Genomic DNA, 16,180 nt, shown 5'->3' with positions numbered 1-16,180 from the left:
CGAACAGTCCGGCGTTTCCTACCGTCGGCCGCATGGATCTCGGGAAACGAAGTGGCCTGCTCACGCTCATGTGCGCCTGCGTGGTGCTCGTCGTCGGCATGGTCGCGGCGGTCAACCTCGCCGTCCCGATGCTCGCGGCGAGCGCGCTGCACCCGTCGGCGGCCGCGCTGGTCTGGATCGTCGACACCTACGTCATCGTGTTCGCCTGCCTGGTGATCCCGGGCGGCGCTGCGGGCGACCGGTTCGGCCGCAAGGGCGTCCTGCTGGCCGGGCTCGGGCTGTTCGCCGCCGGCGCGCTGCTCTCGGCGGTGGCCCCGGACGTCGTATCGCTGCTGGCCGGCCGGGCGCTCACCGGGGCCGGGGCCGCCGCCGTGCTGCCCAACTCGCTCGCCGTCCTGCTGCACGCCGTCCCGCCGGAGAAGAAGGCCGCGACCATCGCGACCTGGGCGTCGATGACCGGCATCGGCGGTGTCCTCGGCAACGTCGGCGGCGGGCTGGTCCTCACCGGCGGCTCGTGGCGCTGGCTGTTCGCCGCCGTCGTGCCGCTCGCCCTGGTGACCGCCGCCCTGGTGGCGCGCACGGCGCCGGTGTCGTCGCGCCACGACCGCGGGCTGGACCCGCTGGGCACGGTGCTGCTGGTCGGCGCGTCGGTCGCTCTGCTGGTCGGGATCGTCCAAGGTCCCGAGGCGGGCTGGGGGAGCGCGGTCGTCGTGACCGGGTTCGCCGGCGCCGCCGTGCTGTTCGCCGCGTGGACGTTCGTCGAACTGCGCGTGGCGCACCCGCTGCTGGACCCGCGGCTGTTCCGGATCGCGGGCCTGCGCAGCGCCTGCCTCGGGATGACGACGATCTTCTTCGGCATGTTCGCGCTGTTCTACGTCAACGCGTCGTTCCTGCAGTACGCCAAGGGGTTCGGCGTCCTGGGCACCGGGCTGGGGATCATCCCGCTGACCGTCCCGATCATCCTCGGCGGCCGCCACGCCGGCCCGCTGGCGCGGCGGATCGGCCTCGACACCACGGTGGCACTGGCCTTCGCGTTCGTCGGCGGTGGCCTGCTCGGACTGTCCACGAGCGACGCGCGGACGCCGTACGCGGGCTACGCGGCTTGGCTGGTGGTGACCGGGATCGGCGTGACACTGGCGCTGCCGACACTCTCGGGCGTGATCGCCGGCTCGCTGCCGCCGGACCGGGCGGGTGTCGGCACCGGGCTGCAGGCCACCACCCGCGAGTTCGGCAGCGCGCTCGGCGTCGCCGTCATCGGCACGGTCATGACCGCGGCGAGCCACGGGCCCGACTTCGTCACGGCGTTCGTCGCGGGCGCGGACGCCGGGCTGCGGGTGGTCGGGATCGTGGTGCTGGTGCTCGGCGTGCTCGTGGTGGCCGAATCGAAGGTCTCACAGGGGGTCAGGACGAGGTGAAGGCCGTCTCGAGGGTTCCCGTTTCCCTCGAGACGGCCTTCGCCGGTGCAACCCCGAACCCGACTTTCGACCGTGACGGCCTTTCCGGCGGCATACCCTTCCGCCGGAAAGGCCGTCACGGACGTGCACGCCGCGGCGGCGGAACCGCCGTGACGTTCGACCCCGGACCCCCGCCCGGTGCGCCGGGAGAAGGCCACCCCGGGGGCGTCGGGTTCCCTCGGGATGGCCCTCTCCTGGCCCGCCGGACGCTCGGTCTTCGACTTCGGGCGGAAAGCCCTGTCACCGGACGCGAGGCGGGCAGAGGGACGTTGGGGGCCGGTCACCACACCGCCCAGCCGCGGAGGGGATGTGGTGACCGGCAAGGGACGATGGCCGCCGCGCGCAGCCACGTCCCGGCTTTTACCTCCCCATCGGAATGGCCATCGTCGGCAGCGCCGCTCCGGGCTGTGCGGCGAACGCCGTGGTGGGCGGGGCCGCGAGGGCGGGGAACGCCGTCGTGGGGATGTTGTTGGCGAACTCGCTCTCGAACTCGCGCTCGAAGGCCTGCTGGTCGAAGCCGCTCTCGAACTCCGTCGGCACCTCGGCCGCCAGTGCCGCGATGGCCGGTTCGACCGTCGGGACCTCGGCCACCTCGGGGGCGGGAGCGGGCTCCGGCTCCGGCACGTACTCGGGCGCGGGCAGCCGGCGGTCCAGCTCGGCCATCCAGTCGAGCATCGCGCGCGGCTTGTCCCACGCGGAGATGCCGACGAGCCTGCCGTCGCGGATGAAGCCGGTGATGCCGTCGGCCAGCGTGACCGTGTCCTCGGCCAGCGAAGGCATCCCGCACATCTGCAGCCGGGTGTCGTACAGCGTCGACCAGGCGCGGGGGAGCGGGGTGAACGGCTTCGCGCTGGACTGGCCCATCAGCAGGTTGTCCGCCGCGTGCCGGGCCGACTCGACGGCGTTGATCCAGTGCTCGACGCGGCGCGGGGTCTCGTCGAACCGCAGGTTCGGCCAGCGCGCGATGTCGCCGGCGATGACGACGTCGGACGCGCCCTCGGCGAACAGCTTCGAGTCGCAGAGCACGCCGTCGCTGATGTCGAGGCCGGAGCCGCGCATCCAGTCGACCGACGGGACGCTGCCGATGGCGAGCACGACGACGCTGGCGACCAGCAGCTGGTTGTTCGTCAGGTGCAGCCCGACGGTGTCCTTCGTGCTGATCCAGTGCCGCACTTCGCTCTTCATCGACAGCTTCGCGCGGTGCTCGTGGTGCGCCTCGACGACGCCGTTGGAGACGCGGTCGCCGAAGCGGTGCAGCGGGGCCTTCGCGTGCCCGATGAGCGTGACGTCCCGGCCGATGTGCCGCATGCTCGCGGCGAACTCGTTGCCGATCAGGCCGGCGCCGATCACGACGGCCGGCTTCTTGCTGGCGTTGAGGCAGCGCCGCACGGCCATCGAGTCCTCGACCGTGCGCAGGATCCGCACGCGCGGGTCGTGCCGCGGCGTCCCGGGCAGGTGCCGCGGGTAGACGCCGGTCGCGGCGATCAGGCCGTCGTACCAGAGGGACTCGCCGCCGGGCAGGTGCACGACCCGCTCGGTGGTGTCCAGGTGCGTGACCCGCGCGCCGAGGCGCCAGTGGACGTCGAGGTCCGGCAGGTAGTGCGAAAGGCCCACGTCGCTGGGCCGTTCGGTCCCCATCACGAGTGCCTTGGAGACCATCGGCCGGTGGTAGGGCCGCCGCGCTTCGTCGCCGATGAGGACGATCTCGCCGTCGAAGTTCTGCTCGCGCAGCCGTTCCGCGGCGCGCAACCCGGCGACACCCGCGCCGACGATGACGATCCGGTCGCCGTCAGCCATCGAGCTCTCCTCTCATCACGACCGCCTGCATCGGGCAGCAGCGGGCCGCCATCTTCGCCTGTTCAATCGTGGTCTCGTCCAGCAGCCGCGTGTGGAAGCGCAGGCGGCCGTCCTGGCCGAGGTCGAACACGTCCGGCGCCTCCATGGCGCAGATGCCGTAGAGCTCGCACCGGTCGTTGTCGACGCTGATCCGGGGCCCGCCACCGGGCAAACGGAAGGGCATGTCAAGCCACCTGCTCTTCCACGAGTCCGATGCGTTCGAGGGTCCGCGCGGGCATGAACCGCAGCAGCGACGTCGTGACCGCCGGGACGAGCAGCGTGATGCCGCCCAGCCAGACGACCGCGAGGTGGCCGTTGGCGATCGAACCGAACCACGCGTGGAGCGCGGTCAGCGCGACGGCCGGGTAGGCGCAGCGGTGCAGCCACAGCCAGCGGCGGTAGGAGGTGAACCGCTGCAGGCCCGCCGTGAGCGCGATGGCCAGCATGACCTCGAAGCCGACGATGCCGATGCTGTGCCGGGTCTCCTGGCCCGACAGGAAGGGGAGGAACAGGTACTGCAGGCTGTACGGCTGGACCGTCAGGTAGAAGAAGCCCAGCGCGTGGATGCCACCGAAGATGATCGTGCCGGTGGCGAGCACCATGTGGGAGCTGCGCAGTGCCTTGCGGCCGGTGACCGAGCGCACCCAGCCGGTGGCGGTGAGCACACCCCAGGTGAGCGTCAGCATCATCGCCGCGTAGGACGCCCGGGCGGCGAAGGCCGCGAGGCCGCGGGCCGCCGGGTCGGTCTTCGGCTGGAACTGCTGCGTGAGGAAGATCGTCGCGTCGTGCCAGGTCTCAACCATGGGTGCCCCCGGTTCTCACCGTGGCCGGCCGGCGCGTGGCCCGGCCGCGGCCGCGGTTGCCCTTGATCTGGCGCAGCACGTAGAAGAGACCGCCGCCGACCAGCAGGAACAACGCCGCCACCACGGCGATCTGGGACGTGTCGAGGCCGAGCGGCTGCCCGGCGGGCGCGGACGTGGCGGAGACGACCGGCGCGGGAAGCGCCGTGTAGTCGACCATGCCGGTGCTCTCGAGCATCGTCATGTGCCGCATGACCGCCTGGTTGCCGACGGTCGCGAACGCGCGCACGTCGTCGTTGCGGGTGCCGGCGCGCAGCTGCGCGAGGACGGCGAACACGGCGCCGTGCGCCGAGCGCAGCCGGTTGGCGAAGACGCTGTCGAACGACGGCCCGGGGGGCGCGTTCATCTCTTCGAGGAGCCAGCCGCGCTGCTCGTCGGAGGGCTGGTCGGGCACCGGCGAGTTGAGCTTCGCCGACAGCGCGCGGGTCGCGACGTCGAGGCGGCCGTGGTCCATCATGATCGCGAAGCCGACCGCCTGGACCTTCGGGCTGCCCTTCTGCATCGCCATCATGCCCGAGGGCATCTCCCACAGACCGGCCTGGCGGACCTTGTTCAGCAGGATGGCGTCTTCGGGCGAGATGGCGGTGGAGCTCGTCTGGGCGATCGAGGCCGGGGACACCGACGCGAGCAGCGTCAGCACCGCGACCAGCACGAACAGGATCCGGACCAGCGGGCGGGAGCGTTCGAGCGGGGACGGAGGGATGAGCTCCGGGCCGGCGAACTCAGAGGCCGAAAGCATTTTCCCTCCACTGGTCCTGGGTCAGCGTGATCTTCTTGCCGTCGGGCGCGATCGGGTACCAGGCCTGGTCGGCGCCCTGACCGGACGTGTCGGCCGGCTCGCTGTCACCGACGAAGTGGTACAGCGGCCAGCCGGCGAGGGTGGCCTGCTGGGTGCCGTCGTCGCGGGTGAGCTCACCGATCAGCGACTGGTCGACGTCGATCGGCGCGGGACCGCCGGTCTTGACGGGGATCCACTTGGTCGCGCAGGCGTCGTTGCAGTTCGACCGCGGCGGGTTGGTCGAGTCGCGGTCGTATCGGTAGATCGTGTAGCCGGTCCCGTCGACGAGCATGAGGCCGAGGTCGAAGGTCTTCGCACCCCTGAGCTGGCTCTTCATCGGGTCGTTGGGGTTGGCCGTGATCGGCTGCGGCATGGCGAGGGTCATGGGGGCCTGCATACCGGGCATCTGCATGCCGGCACCGCTGCCTGCGGCGTAGCCACCCGAGGTGGTGGCGGCGCCGGCGGTACAGGCGGTGAGCAGGGCGAGTGCGGTGAGGCACACGGCGGCGGGGACCACCGTACGGGGAATGCGTATCACTGCTCCTCCGGAGGGCATGACTACGCGCAGTAGCCTGGGGTGAGGCGAAAATGCGCGCGAAAGATCCACAGTGGACGAACAGTCCGGAGTGGATGTGGAGCGTTGCGGGGGACAACGCGTTGTCGGGGGTCTTCGGTAGGGGATACGGACACGGTTCGGAAACGGTTCAAAAAAGTTTCGCTGCATATTGGTACTGGACGTAGGCCGTCCGGACCACCAGGATGTCCCGCGTGGGACGGCACACTCGAGCGCTGAGACCCGTCGAAGATCAGGAAGTCGTGGGTGTTGAGCCCAACGACGCCCATGATGATCTGGCGAAGGCGCTCTACCAGGAGTTCGGCGGGTCCCTCATGGCGTTCGCGCTCCGCCTGACCGGCCACGACCGGCAGTGGGCCGAAGACGTCGTGCAGGAGACCCTGATCAAGGCGTGGCGGAACGCGGACAAGCTCGACCGCCAGCCGGAGATGCTGCGCGCCTGGTTGTTCACGGTCGCGCGGCGCATCGTCATCGACGGCTGGCGCAGCCGGAGCGTGCGCCCCCAGGAGCTCGAGGAGATCGAATCCGACGCGATCACGGTGTCCGACGAGTCGGACCGGACGCTCGCCGCGATGATCGTTTACGAGGCGCTGCAGGGCCTTTCGCCCGAGCAGCGGGAGGCCATCCAGCAGACCTACCTGCGGGATCGGACCGTGAACGAGGTGGCGGCGACCCTCGGCGTGCCCCCGGGCACCATCAAGTCCCGCATCCACCACGCCGTCCGCGCGCTGCGCCGGGCCCTGCGTGAGCGGGGGTGAACTGAGGGTGGCCGGGTCCGCACACACCGACGTCGCCGCGTACGTGCTCGGCGTCCTCAGCGAGGCCGAGAGCACCCAGTTCGAAGCCCACCTCATGAACTGCCCGCACTGCCAGCTCGACCTGATCGAGCTGTACCAGCTGCCGGACGTCCTCGACCTCGTGAAGCGCAGCTGGCCCGAGCCGCCGATGCCGGCGCCCAGTCCGCGCACCCTCGCGCCCGGGCCCCGCGTGCTGCGCGGCCTGATGGAAGAGGCCTCGGTCAAGCGCCGCCGGCGCAAGCGGCTCGGCATCATCGCCGGCACCGCGGCCGCCGCGCTCGTCGTGGCCGGCCCGCTGGTGACCCTCGCGGTCCGCCCGGCCGACGCCGTCCCGCCCGCGTCGCTCTCGGCGCCGAGCACCAAGCAGCCCCCGCCGGTGACGAGCGTCCTGGCGACGAGCATCCCGGCGCCGCCGTCCACCGGTGCGCCGGCGGGCAGCGGCCAGACCTACGGCCGGGGCAGCGGCAGCGGCGGGTCCGCGGTCAGCGCCGTCGTGACGGTGTCCCCTGTGGAGTGGGGCAGCCGCGTCGACCTCGAGCTGCGCGGCATCGTCGGGCCGCTGAAGTGCCAGCTGTTCGCCATCTCGACGACGGGTGACGCCCGCGTCGTGTCCGGCTGGTCGGTGCCGCCCAAGGGCTTCGGCATCCCCGGCTCCCCGGAGCCGTTGCGGCTGCAGGGTTCCATCTCGCTGCCGATGGACCAGATCGCCCGCTTCGAGGTCCGCGGCGACGACGGCACGGTCCTCGTCGTCGTGCAGCGCTGACTTTCTTCTTCCGCACCCTGTCTTGTCTGAACCACGTCTTGCCTGAACCACGGTCGTGATCCGGCCGTGGTTCAAGGCATGGACCAGACTTCCTTTTCCGGCCCGCAGCGCGGTGACCTCGATGAATGGCGCGCGGTTGCGTTTCACTTGATAACGAACAGATAACGGGCTGGTCGCTTTTGAACCTCGGAGCGCTCACGTCCGTATCCCCCAATGCATCCCCCGATGCGTCCCGACAGCCGGAACCAGAGCTCCCCGCGGGTTCCGTGCGATCTCGACCTCAACCAACGGTAGTTCTTGCCCGGGCCGCCGCGCTATTCGGCGTGCCCGGAATAACGAACGAGGTGAACTAGTCTATGGCCCGGAATTCTCGGTCCCCCGTGACGGGCAAGCATCGCGTCGCCCGCCGTACCAAGATCGCCATGGGCGCGATCGGCCTGGCGATCGCCGTCGGCGCACTCGCCGTCGCGGTCTCGACGGGCCGCACGGGCGAGGCCAGCGCGGACCCCGCGGACCCGTCGTTCTTCATCGACATCAACAAGGTTCCCGCCGGCAACAACGTCAACGCGGCCTTGAAGAAGAAGGGCACCCAAGGGTCCTTCACCGTCGACTGTGGAACGAACGCGGACGGCGCGCACCACAACCCGGACAACTTCATCGCCCAGCCCGGGATCAAGAACGGCGCGCAGCACCTGCACGACTACGTCGGCAACGTGACCACTGACGCCGATTCGAGCCTCAAGAGCCTGCTGGCCGGCGACACCACCTGCAAGAACGGTGACCAGTCGGCCTACTTCTGGCCCGTGATCCGCATCGACCGCGAGGACAACGCGGCCAACGAGAGCGAGAACCAGAAGGCGCAGCAGAACCAGCAGGGCAAGACCGGCGACGTCCAGCAGGACCAGAGCGCCAAGGACGCGCAGGCCGCGGACGACGCCGGGCAGGGCCAGGACGCCCAGAACCAGGACGCGCAGGACCCGAACGCGCAGGACCAGCAGGACGCGCAGGACCCCAACGCGCAGGACCAGCAGGACCCGAACGCGCAGGACCAGAACGGTCAGCAGCAGAAGAAAAAGAACACCGGTGGCGGCGCGACCCGCAACGGTGACGCGAGCGCCCAGCAGCAGGACGGGCAGAACCAGCAGGACCAGCAGCAGGCCCAGGACCGCCGTCGTGGCGGTCAGAACGGTGGCCAGAACAACGGCGGCAAGAACAACGGCGGTCAGAACAACGGTGGCCAGAACGGCAACCAGAGCAGCTCCGCCGCCGCACCGCCGGCCGAAGAGCTGGGCGGCCCCGAGGGCGCGAACGAAGAGGTCGGCGACAACGACGGCGAGATCGTCGAGCCGGAGTCCGCGACGCTGAAGTTCATCGGCGGTGGCGCCCAGAAGGTCGTCGCGATGCCGCTCGGCCTGAAGATCCTTTACGGTGACGCCAAGCAGAGCACCAACGGCCCGGCCAACGCCCGGCCCAGCTGGACCTGCACCGGGTTCGAGGACCGCCTGACCGACCTTTACCCGATCTGCCCGCAGGGCAGCAAGGTCGAGCGGATCCACAACTTCCCGAACTGCTGGGACGGCAAGAACACCGACAGCGCCAACCACCGCACGCACATCGTGTTCGCGAACCAGCAGGGCAAGTGCCCGCAGGGCTTCAAGAACGTGCCGCAGCTGCAGGTGACGCTGGTCTACGACGTCCCGCAGGACGTCCAGCAGAAGGGCCAGTACAAAGTGGACGCCTTCGCCCAGGAAAAGCACAACCCGCGGTCCGATCACGACGACTTCGCGAACGTGATGAGCCGGAAGATCATGGGCCGTCTGGTCAACTGCATCAACTCCGGCAAGGCCTGCGCGGAATAACCCTTCCGCACCAGTCACTCCACGCCAGGAGGGAGAACGTCCGATGAACCGTGCTCGTCCGAGTGCCGTTGCACTGCCCGCCGCCATCGCCGGTCTCGCGCTGGTCGCGGCCTGCGGGACCAACCCGTACGCCACGTCCGGTGCGGTCCAGCCGGTGTCGCTCGGCGCACAGCAGCAGCTCTCGGCGAGCACGGTTCAGCCGGCCCCCGGGGCCGGCCAGGCCCAGCTGGTGAAGTCCACTGTGGATGGTCTCGGCGCGGTCCTCGCCGACGCCGAAGGCCACACGCTCTACCGCTACGCCAAGGACTCCGGCAATCCGCCGAAGGCCACCTGCGTGGCCGCCTGCGCGCAGATGTGGCCACCGCTGCTGTCCGACTCCCCGGCACTGGCCGCCGGGGTGGACGCGCAGCTCGTCGGCCTGGTCACCCGGCCCGACGGCCGCAAGCAGGTGACGGTCGGCGGCTGGCCCGTCTACTCCTACGCCAAGGACACCGGTTCCGGGATCGCGCTCGGCCAGAACGTCAGCGCGGACTGGGCGGCGATCACGCCGGTGGGGGAGAAGGCGGCCGCGGAAAGCCGGCCCGCCGCCCGGACCAGCATCGGGACCGCCGACATCGGCGGCCTCGGCTCGGTCCTGACCGACGAGGCCGGCCGCACGCTCTACCTCTTCACCCGGGACGGCCGAGGGTCCGGAACGTCCACTTGCGACGGTGCCTGCGCACGGACGTGGCCGCCCCTGCTCGTCGACGGCCGGATCACCGTCGCCGAAGACATCGACACCGGACTGGTCGGCCAGGTCACCCGGACCGACGGGAGCAAGCAGGTGACCGTCGGCGGCTGGCCCGTCTACACCTACGCCAAGGACGGCGCGCCCGGCGAGGCGACCGGCCACGGCGCGGGGAACACCTGGTACGCCATGGAACCCGATGGCTGCCGGGTCGACCCGTCGCGCCGGCCGGACGACTCCGTCGCGACGGCGTCCGCCTCCACCGGCGGGTACTGACCCGCCCCACGAACCCCGGCCCGGCGGACACTTCCCTCCACCTCACCCCCCCGAGTCCGCCGGGCCGGTAGCACCACCCGAAGTACCGCGGGACCCCCGTCCCGCGCCCCGAGCCCCGGCCCGGGTGGACGCTTCCCTCCACCTCACCCCCCAAGTCCCCCGGGCCGGGATTCCTCACCCCACACCGATCCGGCAGCCGCCGGGTCAGCGAAGGAGGAAACAGGCGGGCGCCTCCCCGCCCCGCGAGTTCCGGCCGGTGGACACTTCCCTCCACCTCACCCCCCCAGTCCACCGAGCCGGAACTCCTCCCCATGTCGACCCCCCGATCACGAGTGATGCCCCTCCAATCACGCGAGATGCCCTCCCGATCACGCGAGATGCCTCCCCAGTCACGCGAGATGCCCCTTCAGTCACGCGAGTCCCGCCCAGTCCCGAGTGATGCCCCTCCAATCACGTGCGATGCCTCCGCAATCACGCGAGATGCCCTCCGAGTCACGCGAGTCCCGCCCAGTCGCGAGTGATGCCTCCCCAGTCACGCGAGATGCCCCGTCAGTCACGCGAGATGCCTCCGCAATCACGCGAGTTCCGCCCAGGATCACGCGAGATCCGCTCCCAGCCACACGAGATCCGCACCAGGCACGCGAACCGACCGTCCGGCTACGCGAGCCGACTTCCCAGGTACGTGAGATCCGCGCGAGTCACCACTCCGCTCACGCGAGATCCGCCCAGACCTCCCAGATCTCCCAGACTTCCCGGCCCGCCGGCCGCCCCGCGGTCACCCGGCCGGAATCCCCCGAAGACCCCGGTCCGGTGGATGCTTCCCTCCACCTCACCCCCCTCATCCCCCGGACCGGCCCACGCTGCGGTCCCCGTGCTCCGGCACGGGGACCGCGGCCCAGAAGTCCAGCGGCACGCGCCCGGTCCCGCGCCCGGCCGCGTCGAGCAGGCGGCCCATCAGCTTGACGCTCCGCAGCGTCACCGCCCGGCCGGTGATCTCCAGCCACGGCAGCTTCGCCGCCAGAACCGCCTCCAGCGGCAGCGTGTCGTGGTGCGACGGCAGCCACACCACCAGCATCAGGTTCGCCGCCCCGGTCAGGCCCGCGCACATGCGCACCTCCGGCAGCATCGCCAGCGACCGCGCGGTCGTCTCCAGCTTGTCCGGCGGCACCCGCAGCCACAGCGTCACCGTGACCGGCGCGGGCGACACCGACCGCGCGATCTCGCACCGGATGCGGATCGCGCCCCGTCCGAGCAGGGCGTCCAGCCGGCGCCGCACGGTCGTCGCGCCGACGCCGAGCTCGATCGCCAGCGCCGCCGCCGACGCGCGGGCGTCCACGCCGAGGGCCAGGATCAGCGCCCGGTCCGCGTCGTCGAACCGCAGGGGCGCGCGGTTCTTCACCGGCTTCACCGACAACGCTTCGCGCTGCCCCGGCGAGATCGCCCGCACCCGCCACCGGCTGCCCTCGGTGAACATCCGCGGCGACAGCACCGTGCGCGCCCGCGTCACCCCGGGCACCGTCGCCACCCGGTCCAGCACGTGCGCCCCCAGCTCGCGCAGGGTCGGCGCGACGACGTGGGCGAGCAGGTCGCACGGCCCGGCCACGTGCTCGACGGTGACGACGTGGACGTCCGCGGCCAGCGCCGCCGCGACCCGCAACGCAGCGCCCGGCGCACAGTCGATCTCGACGAACGCCAGCGCCAGCTGCGCGGTCAGCTCCCCGCCGATGTAGGCGGTGAGCCACGCGTCCCCGCGCTCGACCAGCGTGTCCCAGTGCCGGGCGGCGGTCACCGCGCCCAGGCCGAGCGCGCGGCCCACCGTCGACCACGACGCCCGCGGCGCGGCCTGCAGCGCGTCGACCAGTTTGAGGTCCTGCTCGGTCAACATGGCGGATTCTTCGCTCATCGACCCTCACAGCGGTGGTTTCGGGTAATTCCTGCGGCTATTGTGCTCGACACTTGCATGATCTGCGGATGACCCTGCGCTCGGACGCCGCCGCCCTGCTCGACGACCTGGTCGCCCTCCGCCGCGACCTGCACCGCATCCCCGAGATCGGCCTACACCTGCCGCGCACCCAGGAGCGGGTCCTCGCCGCCCTCGACGGCCTGCCCCTGGAGATCAGCCTGGGCAAGAACCTCTCGTCGATCACCGGGGTCCTCCGCGGCGGCAAGCCCGGCGGAACCGTCCTCCTGCGCGGCGACATGGACGCGCTCCCGGTCACCGAGGCCAGCGGTGAGGAGTTCAGCTCGACCCTCGACGGCGCCATGCACGCCTGCGGCCACGACCTGCACACGGCGGGCCTGGTCGGCGCGGCCCGGCTGCTCGCCGCCCGCAAGGCCGACCTCCCCGGCGACGTCGTCTTCATGTTCCAGCCCGGCGAAGAAGGCTGGGACGGCGCCGGCCACATGATCGAGGAGGGCGTCCTGACGGCGTCCGGCAAGCACGTCGACGCCGCCTACGGCCTGCACGTCTCGGCCGCGAGCTACGCGAAGGGCCAGTTCGTCGCCCGGCCCGGCACGCTGATGGCGGCGTCCGGTGCCCTCGAAGTCCGCGTACGGGGCGAAGGCGGCCACGGCTCGTCGCCGCACGACGCCCGCGACCCGATCCCGGCGGCGTGCGAGATGGTGACCGCCCTGCAGACGATGGTGACGCGCACCTTCGACGTCTTCGACCCGGTGGTGGTCACCGTCGGCTCGTTCCACGCCGGCACCCGGCGCAACATCATCCCGGACGACGCGGTGTTCGAGGCGACGCTGCGGTCGTTCTCACCGGAGGTCGCGGCCCGGGTGGGGGAGCGGGCAGTGCAGGTCTGCCGGGGCATCGCCGACGCGCACGGCCTCGACATCGACGTCACCTACGAGCCGGAGTACCCGGCGACGGTCAACGACGCCGCCGCGTACGACTTCGTCGCCGCCACGATCCGTGACGTCTTCGGCGAAGAGCGGTTCACCGAGATGGCCGACCCGATCACCGGTTCGGAGGACTTCTCGCGCGTGCTCGAACGCGTCCCCGGCGCGTACCTGTTCCTCGGCGCGTGCCCGACGGACCCGGACTCCGCGCCGGACAACCATTCCCCGCGCGCGAGGTTCGACGACAGCGTGCTGGGCGACGGCGCCGCGCTGCTGGCCGAGCTCGCCGTCCGCCGCCTCGGGCTCCTGGCCGGGTGACGGGAGTGCGCAGCTACCACTGGCCCCCGCTGCTGCCCGTGCTCGCGCTGGTCGTGATGCCGTTCCTGCCGTTCGTCAACACCACCGGGCTGTGGCTCGGGCTGCCGCGGATGATCGTGTGGGGCGCGTTCTGGTGCCTCATGTTCACCCCGGCGCTGCTGCTGTCCGAGCGCCTGATGCGCGGGCGGGAGGAGGACTCGTGATCCTCACCTTCACCCTCGCCGGCATCGTCCTGATCGGCGTCCTCGGCTTCGTCGGCCGCCGCAAGCCCGTCGCCGACCTGGCCGAGTGGACCGTCGGCGGCCGCCGCTTCGGCGCGCTCACCATGTGGTTCCTGCAGGCGGGCGAGGTGTTCACCACCTTCACCTTCCTGGGCATGGCCGGCCTCGCGTTCTCCGGCGGCGTCGCGGCGATGTACGCGCTGCCGTACGTGCCGATCGCCTACGTCGTGCTGTTCTTCCTCGCGAAACGCCTCTGGACGATGGGCAAGGAGCGCGGCTACCTCACCCAGGGCGACTTCCTCGAGGACCGCTACTCCAGCCGGGCGCTCGGGACGGTGTCCGCGGTGCTCGGCGTCGTGTTCGTGCTGCCGTACCTGCAGCTGCAGATCACCGGGCTCGGCCTGATCGTCCGGCTGGTCACCGGCGACAGCGCGTCCGGCACGCTGAGCATGGTGACCGGCAGCGTGCTGGTGGTCGCGTTCGTGCTGTGGGCCGGGCTGCGCGGCGTCGCGGCGACGTCCTACTTCAAGGACGGGATCATGCTCGTCGCGCTGGTGGTGCTGGCCATCGCGGTGCCGACGCACTTCGCCGGCGGGATCAGCGGGGTGTTCCACAAGATCGAACAGCTGCACCCGGAGAAGCTGATCATCCACAGTGGACCGAACGACCACGTCTGGTTCGTGACGAGCATGCTGGTCAGCGCGATCGGCGTCGGGCTGATGACGCTGCCGCACTCGTGGCCGGCGCTGATGTCGGCGCGCGACCCGAAGGTGCTGCGGCGCAACTACGCCTGGATGCCGGTGTACGAGCTGTGCCTGCTGCTGCCGATGATCATCGGGTTCGCGGCGATCCTCGTGGTGTCGAAGGGGAGTGACCCGAACGGCGTATTGCTGACGCTGTCGAAGGACGCGCTGCCGGGGTGGGTGACGGGGATCATCGTCGTCGCCGCGACGGCCACCGCGATGGTCCCGGCGGCCGGGATCCTGATCGGCATCTCGTCGCTGGTGGCGCGCAACATAGTCCGTGTCCGCAGTGGCCGCAAGCAGTTCTGGATCAACCACGGCACGGTTGTGCTCGCGAGTACTCTTGCCCTCGTGCTGGGCATCTTCCGGCCGGACCTGCTGGCCAACCTGCTGTTGCTCACCTATTCGGGGTCGGTCCAGCTGGCGCCGGCCAACCTGCTGGGCTTCCTGCGGCGGGTGCCGGTCGGCAAGGGCCCGGTGTTCGCCGGGCTGATCGCCGGCGAGCTCGTGGTCGTCTGGCTGACCTTTGTGGACACTCATTTCGCCGGCACGGTCAACGTGGGCCTGATCGGGCTCGGCGTCAACGTCGTCGTGCTGGCTCTGACCGCCGCTGCCGTGAGCCGGCGGACTTCTTCCGTGGAGGCGGCGTGACACGCACGGTTTTCACCGGTGGTTCGATCTTCGACGGCACGGGTGCCGAGCCGGCGGCGGCGGACGTCGTCGTCGAGCACGGCCGGATCGTCGACGTCGGCACGGACCTGGACGGCGACGAGGGCGTCGACTGTTCCGGCGCGGTGCTGCTGCCCGGGCTCTTCGACTGCCACGTGCACGTCACGGTGTCGGAGATCGGGCTGCTGTCCCGGGTGCAGAAGCCGTTCTCCTACCAGTTCTACGAAGCGGCGCGGAACCTGTGGGCGACGCTCGGGCTGGGCATCACCACGGTGCGCGACGCGTCGGGCGCGGACCTCGGCATCAAGCAGGCGGTGGACGACGGGCTGATCCCGGGGCCGCGGCTGCAGATCTCGATCGGGCTGATCAGCCAGACCGGCGGCCACGGCGACAGCTGGAACCCGTCGAGCATCTGCGTTCCGCTGCTGGTACCGCACCCGGGCCGCCCGGACGCGACGGCCGACGGCCCCGACGAGATGCGCCGCGTCGCTCGTACGCTGCTGCGCGCGGGCGCGGACGTGCTGAAGGTGTGCACGACCGGCGGCGTGCTCTCCCCGCGCGACGACCCGCGACATTCGCAGTACACGCCGGAGGAGCTGGAGGTCCTGGTCGCCGAGGCGGCCGCCCAGGGGCGCCCGGTGATGGCGCACGCACAGGGGTCGGCGGGCATCAAGAACGCGGTCCGGGCGGGCGTGCGGTCCATCGAGCACGGCATCTACCTCGACGACGAGGCGATCGAGCTGATGCTGGGCCACGGGACGTGGCTGGTCCCGACGCTGATCGCCCCGGTCAACGTGGTCCGCGCGGCTGATGCCGGGGTGGATTTGCCTGCGTCGGTGGTGGCGAAGGCGCGGGAGGTGGTGGAGGTGCACCGGGACTCGGTGCGCCGCGCGTACGCGGCGGGGGTCCGCATCGCGATGGGGACGGACAGCGGGGTCGGGCCGCACGGTACGAACCTGGAGGAGCTGGCGTTGATGGCGGCGTGCGGGATGACGCCGGCGGACGTGTTGGAGGCGACGACGTCGTCGGCGGCGCGGCTGATGGGGTTGGACGGCGAGCTGGGGCGGCTCGAGCCGGGGCTGCGGGCGGATGTCGTGGTGGTGGCGGGGGATCCTTATGACTTCCCGGCTTTGGCGTCGAACATCCGGGAAGTCTGGAAGGACGGGATCCGGGTGGTTTAGCGGCGATCGAGGCGCAGGGTGGTCGCCGCGGCTCCGGCCGTCACCATGGCGTCGGTGCCGCCGCCGGTGTACTTGGTGCGGTAGGCGGCATCCACGTCCGCGGTGACCCGCGCGGAAGCGTTGCCGATGTCCTCGATGGCGACTTCGGCTTCCAGACCCGGCACGCGGATGTGCGCCGAGCGCGACCGCACCGCGTCCCCGAACCAGCCGGTACTTGGGCCGCGTGCATGCGGCAGTTGTACACAGCCCTCGCCGGATGTGGACAACCTCGGCGCCA

16 protein-coding genes are annotated in these 16,180 nt (G+C 71.1%); 9 read left to right on the top strand and 7 right to left on the bottom strand.

From position 1 onward, the window contains the following. Positions 1 to 68: 68 nt before the first annotated feature. Positions 69 to 1,415: an MFS transporter gene (locus ACZ7PG_RS09370; protein WP_470239025.1), complete on the top strand. Its 1,347-nt coding sequence runs from the start codon at positions 69 to 71 to the stop codon at positions 1,413 to 1,415. 399 nt (positions 1,416 to 1,814) lie between these two features. Here ACZ7PG_RS09370 and ACZ7PG_RS09365 read toward each other — a convergent pair whose 3' ends face one another. Genes ACZ7PG_RS09365 through ACZ7PG_RS09345 form a run of 5 tightly spaced genes read right to left on the bottom strand, consistent with a single transcriptional unit; the run spans position 1,815 to position 5,430 of the window. Beyond that, complete coding sequence (locus ACZ7PG_RS09365; protein ID WP_470238584.1) at positions 1,815 to 3,251, bottom strand: NAD(P)/FAD-dependent oxidoreductase; 1,437 nt, start codon at positions 3,249 to 3,251, stop codon at positions 1,815 to 1,817. Continuing rightward, positions 3,244 to 3,474, bottom strand: coding sequence for a ferredoxin (locus ACZ7PG_RS09360; protein ID WP_086675010.1), 231 nt, complete (start codon positions 3,472 to 3,474; stop codon positions 3,244 to 3,246). The genes ACZ7PG_RS09365 and ACZ7PG_RS09360 overlap by 8 nt, the downstream gene beginning before the upstream one ends. A 1-nt stretch (position 3,475) precedes the next feature. Beyond that, a complete protein-coding gene (locus ACZ7PG_RS09355) occupies positions 3,476 to 4,093 on the bottom strand; it encodes a ferric reductase-like transmembrane domain-containing protein (protein ID WP_360679319.1) in 618 nt (205 codons plus the stop codon). After that, complete coding sequence (locus ACZ7PG_RS09350; protein ID WP_470238583.1) at positions 4,086 to 4,889, bottom strand: DUF4142 domain-containing protein; 804 nt, start codon at positions 4,887 to 4,889, stop codon at positions 4,086 to 4,088. Before ACZ7PG_RS09350 ends, ACZ7PG_RS09355 begins: the two co-directional genes overlap by 8 nt. Continuing rightward, positions 4,873 to 5,430, bottom strand: a complete 558-nt coding sequence (locus tag ACZ7PG_RS09345; RefSeq protein WP_470238582.1) for a hypothetical protein — start codon at positions 5,428 to 5,430, stop codon at positions 4,873 to 4,875. Before ACZ7PG_RS09345 ends, ACZ7PG_RS09350 begins: the two co-directional genes overlap by 17 nt. A gap of 266 nt (positions 5,431 to 5,696) precedes the next feature. Here ACZ7PG_RS09345 and ACZ7PG_RS09340 point away from each other — a divergent pair, with 266 nt between their 5' ends. The 4 genes from ACZ7PG_RS09340 (at position 5,697) to ACZ7PG_RS09325 (ending at position 9,924) form a co-directional block, all read left to right on the top strand. Beyond that, a complete protein-coding gene (locus ACZ7PG_RS09340) occupies positions 5,697 to 6,260 on the top strand; it encodes a sigma-70 family RNA polymerase sigma factor (protein ID WP_470238581.1) in 564 nt (187 codons plus the stop codon). Positions 6,261 to 6,267: 7 nt separating this feature from the next. Further along, on the top strand, positions 6,268 to 7,062 hold the full coding sequence (locus ACZ7PG_RS09335) for a zf-HC2 domain-containing protein (protein WP_470238580.1): 795 nt from the start codon (positions 6,268 to 6,270) through the stop codon (positions 7,060 to 7,062). A 356-nt stretch (positions 7,063 to 7,418) separates the two neighbouring features. Beyond that, entirely contained in the window at positions 7,419 to 8,921 is a 1,503-nt protein-coding gene (locus ACZ7PG_RS09330) for a DUF1996 domain-containing protein (RefSeq protein ID WP_470238579.1), read from the top strand. 43 nt (positions 8,922 to 8,964) lie between these two features. After that, positions 8,965 to 9,924 carry an SCO0930 family lipoprotein gene (locus ACZ7PG_RS09325; RefSeq protein WP_470238578.1) on the top strand — a complete coding sequence of 320 codons (960 nt, stop codon included), beginning with the start codon at positions 8,965 to 8,967 and terminating at the stop codon, positions 9,922 to 9,924. Between the two features lie 838 nt (positions 9,925 to 10,762). On the opposite strand, the gene ACZ7PG_RS09320 is transcribed toward ACZ7PG_RS09325, so the two are convergent. Then, positions 10,763 to 11,827 carry an Lrp/AsnC family transcriptional regulator gene (locus ACZ7PG_RS09320; protein WP_470238577.1) on the bottom strand — a complete coding sequence of 355 codons (1,065 nt, stop codon included), beginning with the start codon at positions 11,825 to 11,827 and terminating at the stop codon, positions 10,763 to 10,765. 68 nt (positions 11,828 to 11,895) lie between these two features. Here ACZ7PG_RS09320 and ACZ7PG_RS09315 point away from each other — a divergent pair, with 68 nt between their 5' ends. From ACZ7PG_RS09315 to ACZ7PG_RS09300, 4 genes are read left to right on the top strand one after another with little or no spacing between them, the layout of a single operon-like run. After that, positions 11,896 to 13,089 carry a M20 metallopeptidase family protein gene (locus tag ACZ7PG_RS09315; RefSeq protein WP_470238576.1) on the top strand — a complete coding sequence of 398 codons (1,194 nt, stop codon included), beginning with the start codon at positions 11,896 to 11,898 and terminating at the stop codon, positions 13,087 to 13,089. Further along, the gene (locus ACZ7PG_RS09310; protein ID WP_470238575.1) at positions 13,086 to 13,292 is read left to right on the top strand and encodes a hypothetical protein; all 207 of its coding nucleotides are present in this window, start codon (positions 13,086 to 13,088) and stop codon (positions 13,290 to 13,292) included. The genes ACZ7PG_RS09315 and ACZ7PG_RS09310 overlap by 4 nt, the downstream gene beginning before the upstream one ends. Beyond that, entirely contained in the window at positions 13,289 to 14,704 is a 1,416-nt protein-coding gene (locus tag ACZ7PG_RS09305) for a sodium:solute symporter family protein (RefSeq protein WP_470238574.1), read from the top strand. Before ACZ7PG_RS09310 ends, ACZ7PG_RS09305 begins: the two co-directional genes overlap by 4 nt. Then, positions 14,701 to 15,903, top strand: coding sequence for a metal-dependent hydrolase family protein (locus ACZ7PG_RS09300; RefSeq protein WP_470238573.1), 1,203 nt, complete (start codon positions 14,701 to 14,703; stop codon positions 15,901 to 15,903). The genes ACZ7PG_RS09305 and ACZ7PG_RS09300 overlap by 4 nt, the downstream gene beginning before the upstream one ends. Here ACZ7PG_RS09300 and ACZ7PG_RS09295 read toward each other — a convergent pair. Then, entirely contained in the window at positions 15,900 to 16,169 is a 270-nt protein-coding gene (locus ACZ7PG_RS09295) for a DUF2255 family protein (protein ID WP_470238572.1), read from the bottom strand. The genes ACZ7PG_RS09300 and ACZ7PG_RS09295 overlap by 4 nt on opposite strands. Positions 16,170 to 16,180: the final 11 nt, after the last annotated feature.

It is taken from the genome of Amycolatopsis sp. NPDC114504 (assembly GCF_055633595.1).
This window is presented reverse-complemented; position numbering and strand designations above follow the sequence as displayed.

What these genes read in the sequence shown, in the direction of transcription:
- ACZ7PG_RS09370 (WP_470239025.1), top strand. Translation starts at nt 69, where the DNA reads ATGTGCGCCTGCGTGGTGCTCGTCGTCGGCATGGTCGCGGCGGTCAAC.
- ACZ7PG_RS09365 (WP_470238584.1), bottom strand. Translation starts at nt 3,251, where the DNA reads ATGGCTGACGGCGACCGGATCGTCATCGTCGGCGCGGGTGTCGCCGGG.
- ACZ7PG_RS09360 (WP_086675010.1), bottom strand. Translation starts at nt 3,474, where the DNA reads ATGCCCTTCCGTTTGCCCGGTGGCGGGCCCCGGATCAGCGTCGACAAC.
- ACZ7PG_RS09355 (WP_360679319.1), bottom strand. Translation starts at nt 4,093, where the DNA reads ATGGTTGAGACCTGGCACGACGCGACGATCTTCCTCACGCAGCAGTTC.
- ACZ7PG_RS09350 (WP_470238583.1), bottom strand. Translation starts at nt 4,889, where the DNA reads ATGCTTTCGGCCTCTGAGTTCGCCGGCCCGGAGCTCATCCCTCCGTCC.
- ACZ7PG_RS09330 (WP_470238579.1), top strand. Translation starts at nt 7,419, where the DNA reads ATGGCCCGGAATTCTCGGTCCCCCGTGACGGGCAAGCATCGCGTCGCC.
- ACZ7PG_RS09325 (WP_470238578.1), top strand. Translation starts at nt 8,965, where the DNA reads ATGAACCGTGCTCGTCCGAGTGCCGTTGCACTGCCCGCCGCCATCGCC.
- ACZ7PG_RS09320 (WP_470238577.1), bottom strand. Translation starts at nt 11,827, where the DNA reads ATGAGCGAAGAATCCGCCATGTTGACCGAGCAGGACCTCAAACTGGTC.
- ACZ7PG_RS09315 (WP_470238576.1), top strand. Translation starts at nt 11,896, where the DNA reads ATGACCCTGCGCTCGGACGCCGCCGCCCTGCTCGACGACCTGGTCGCC.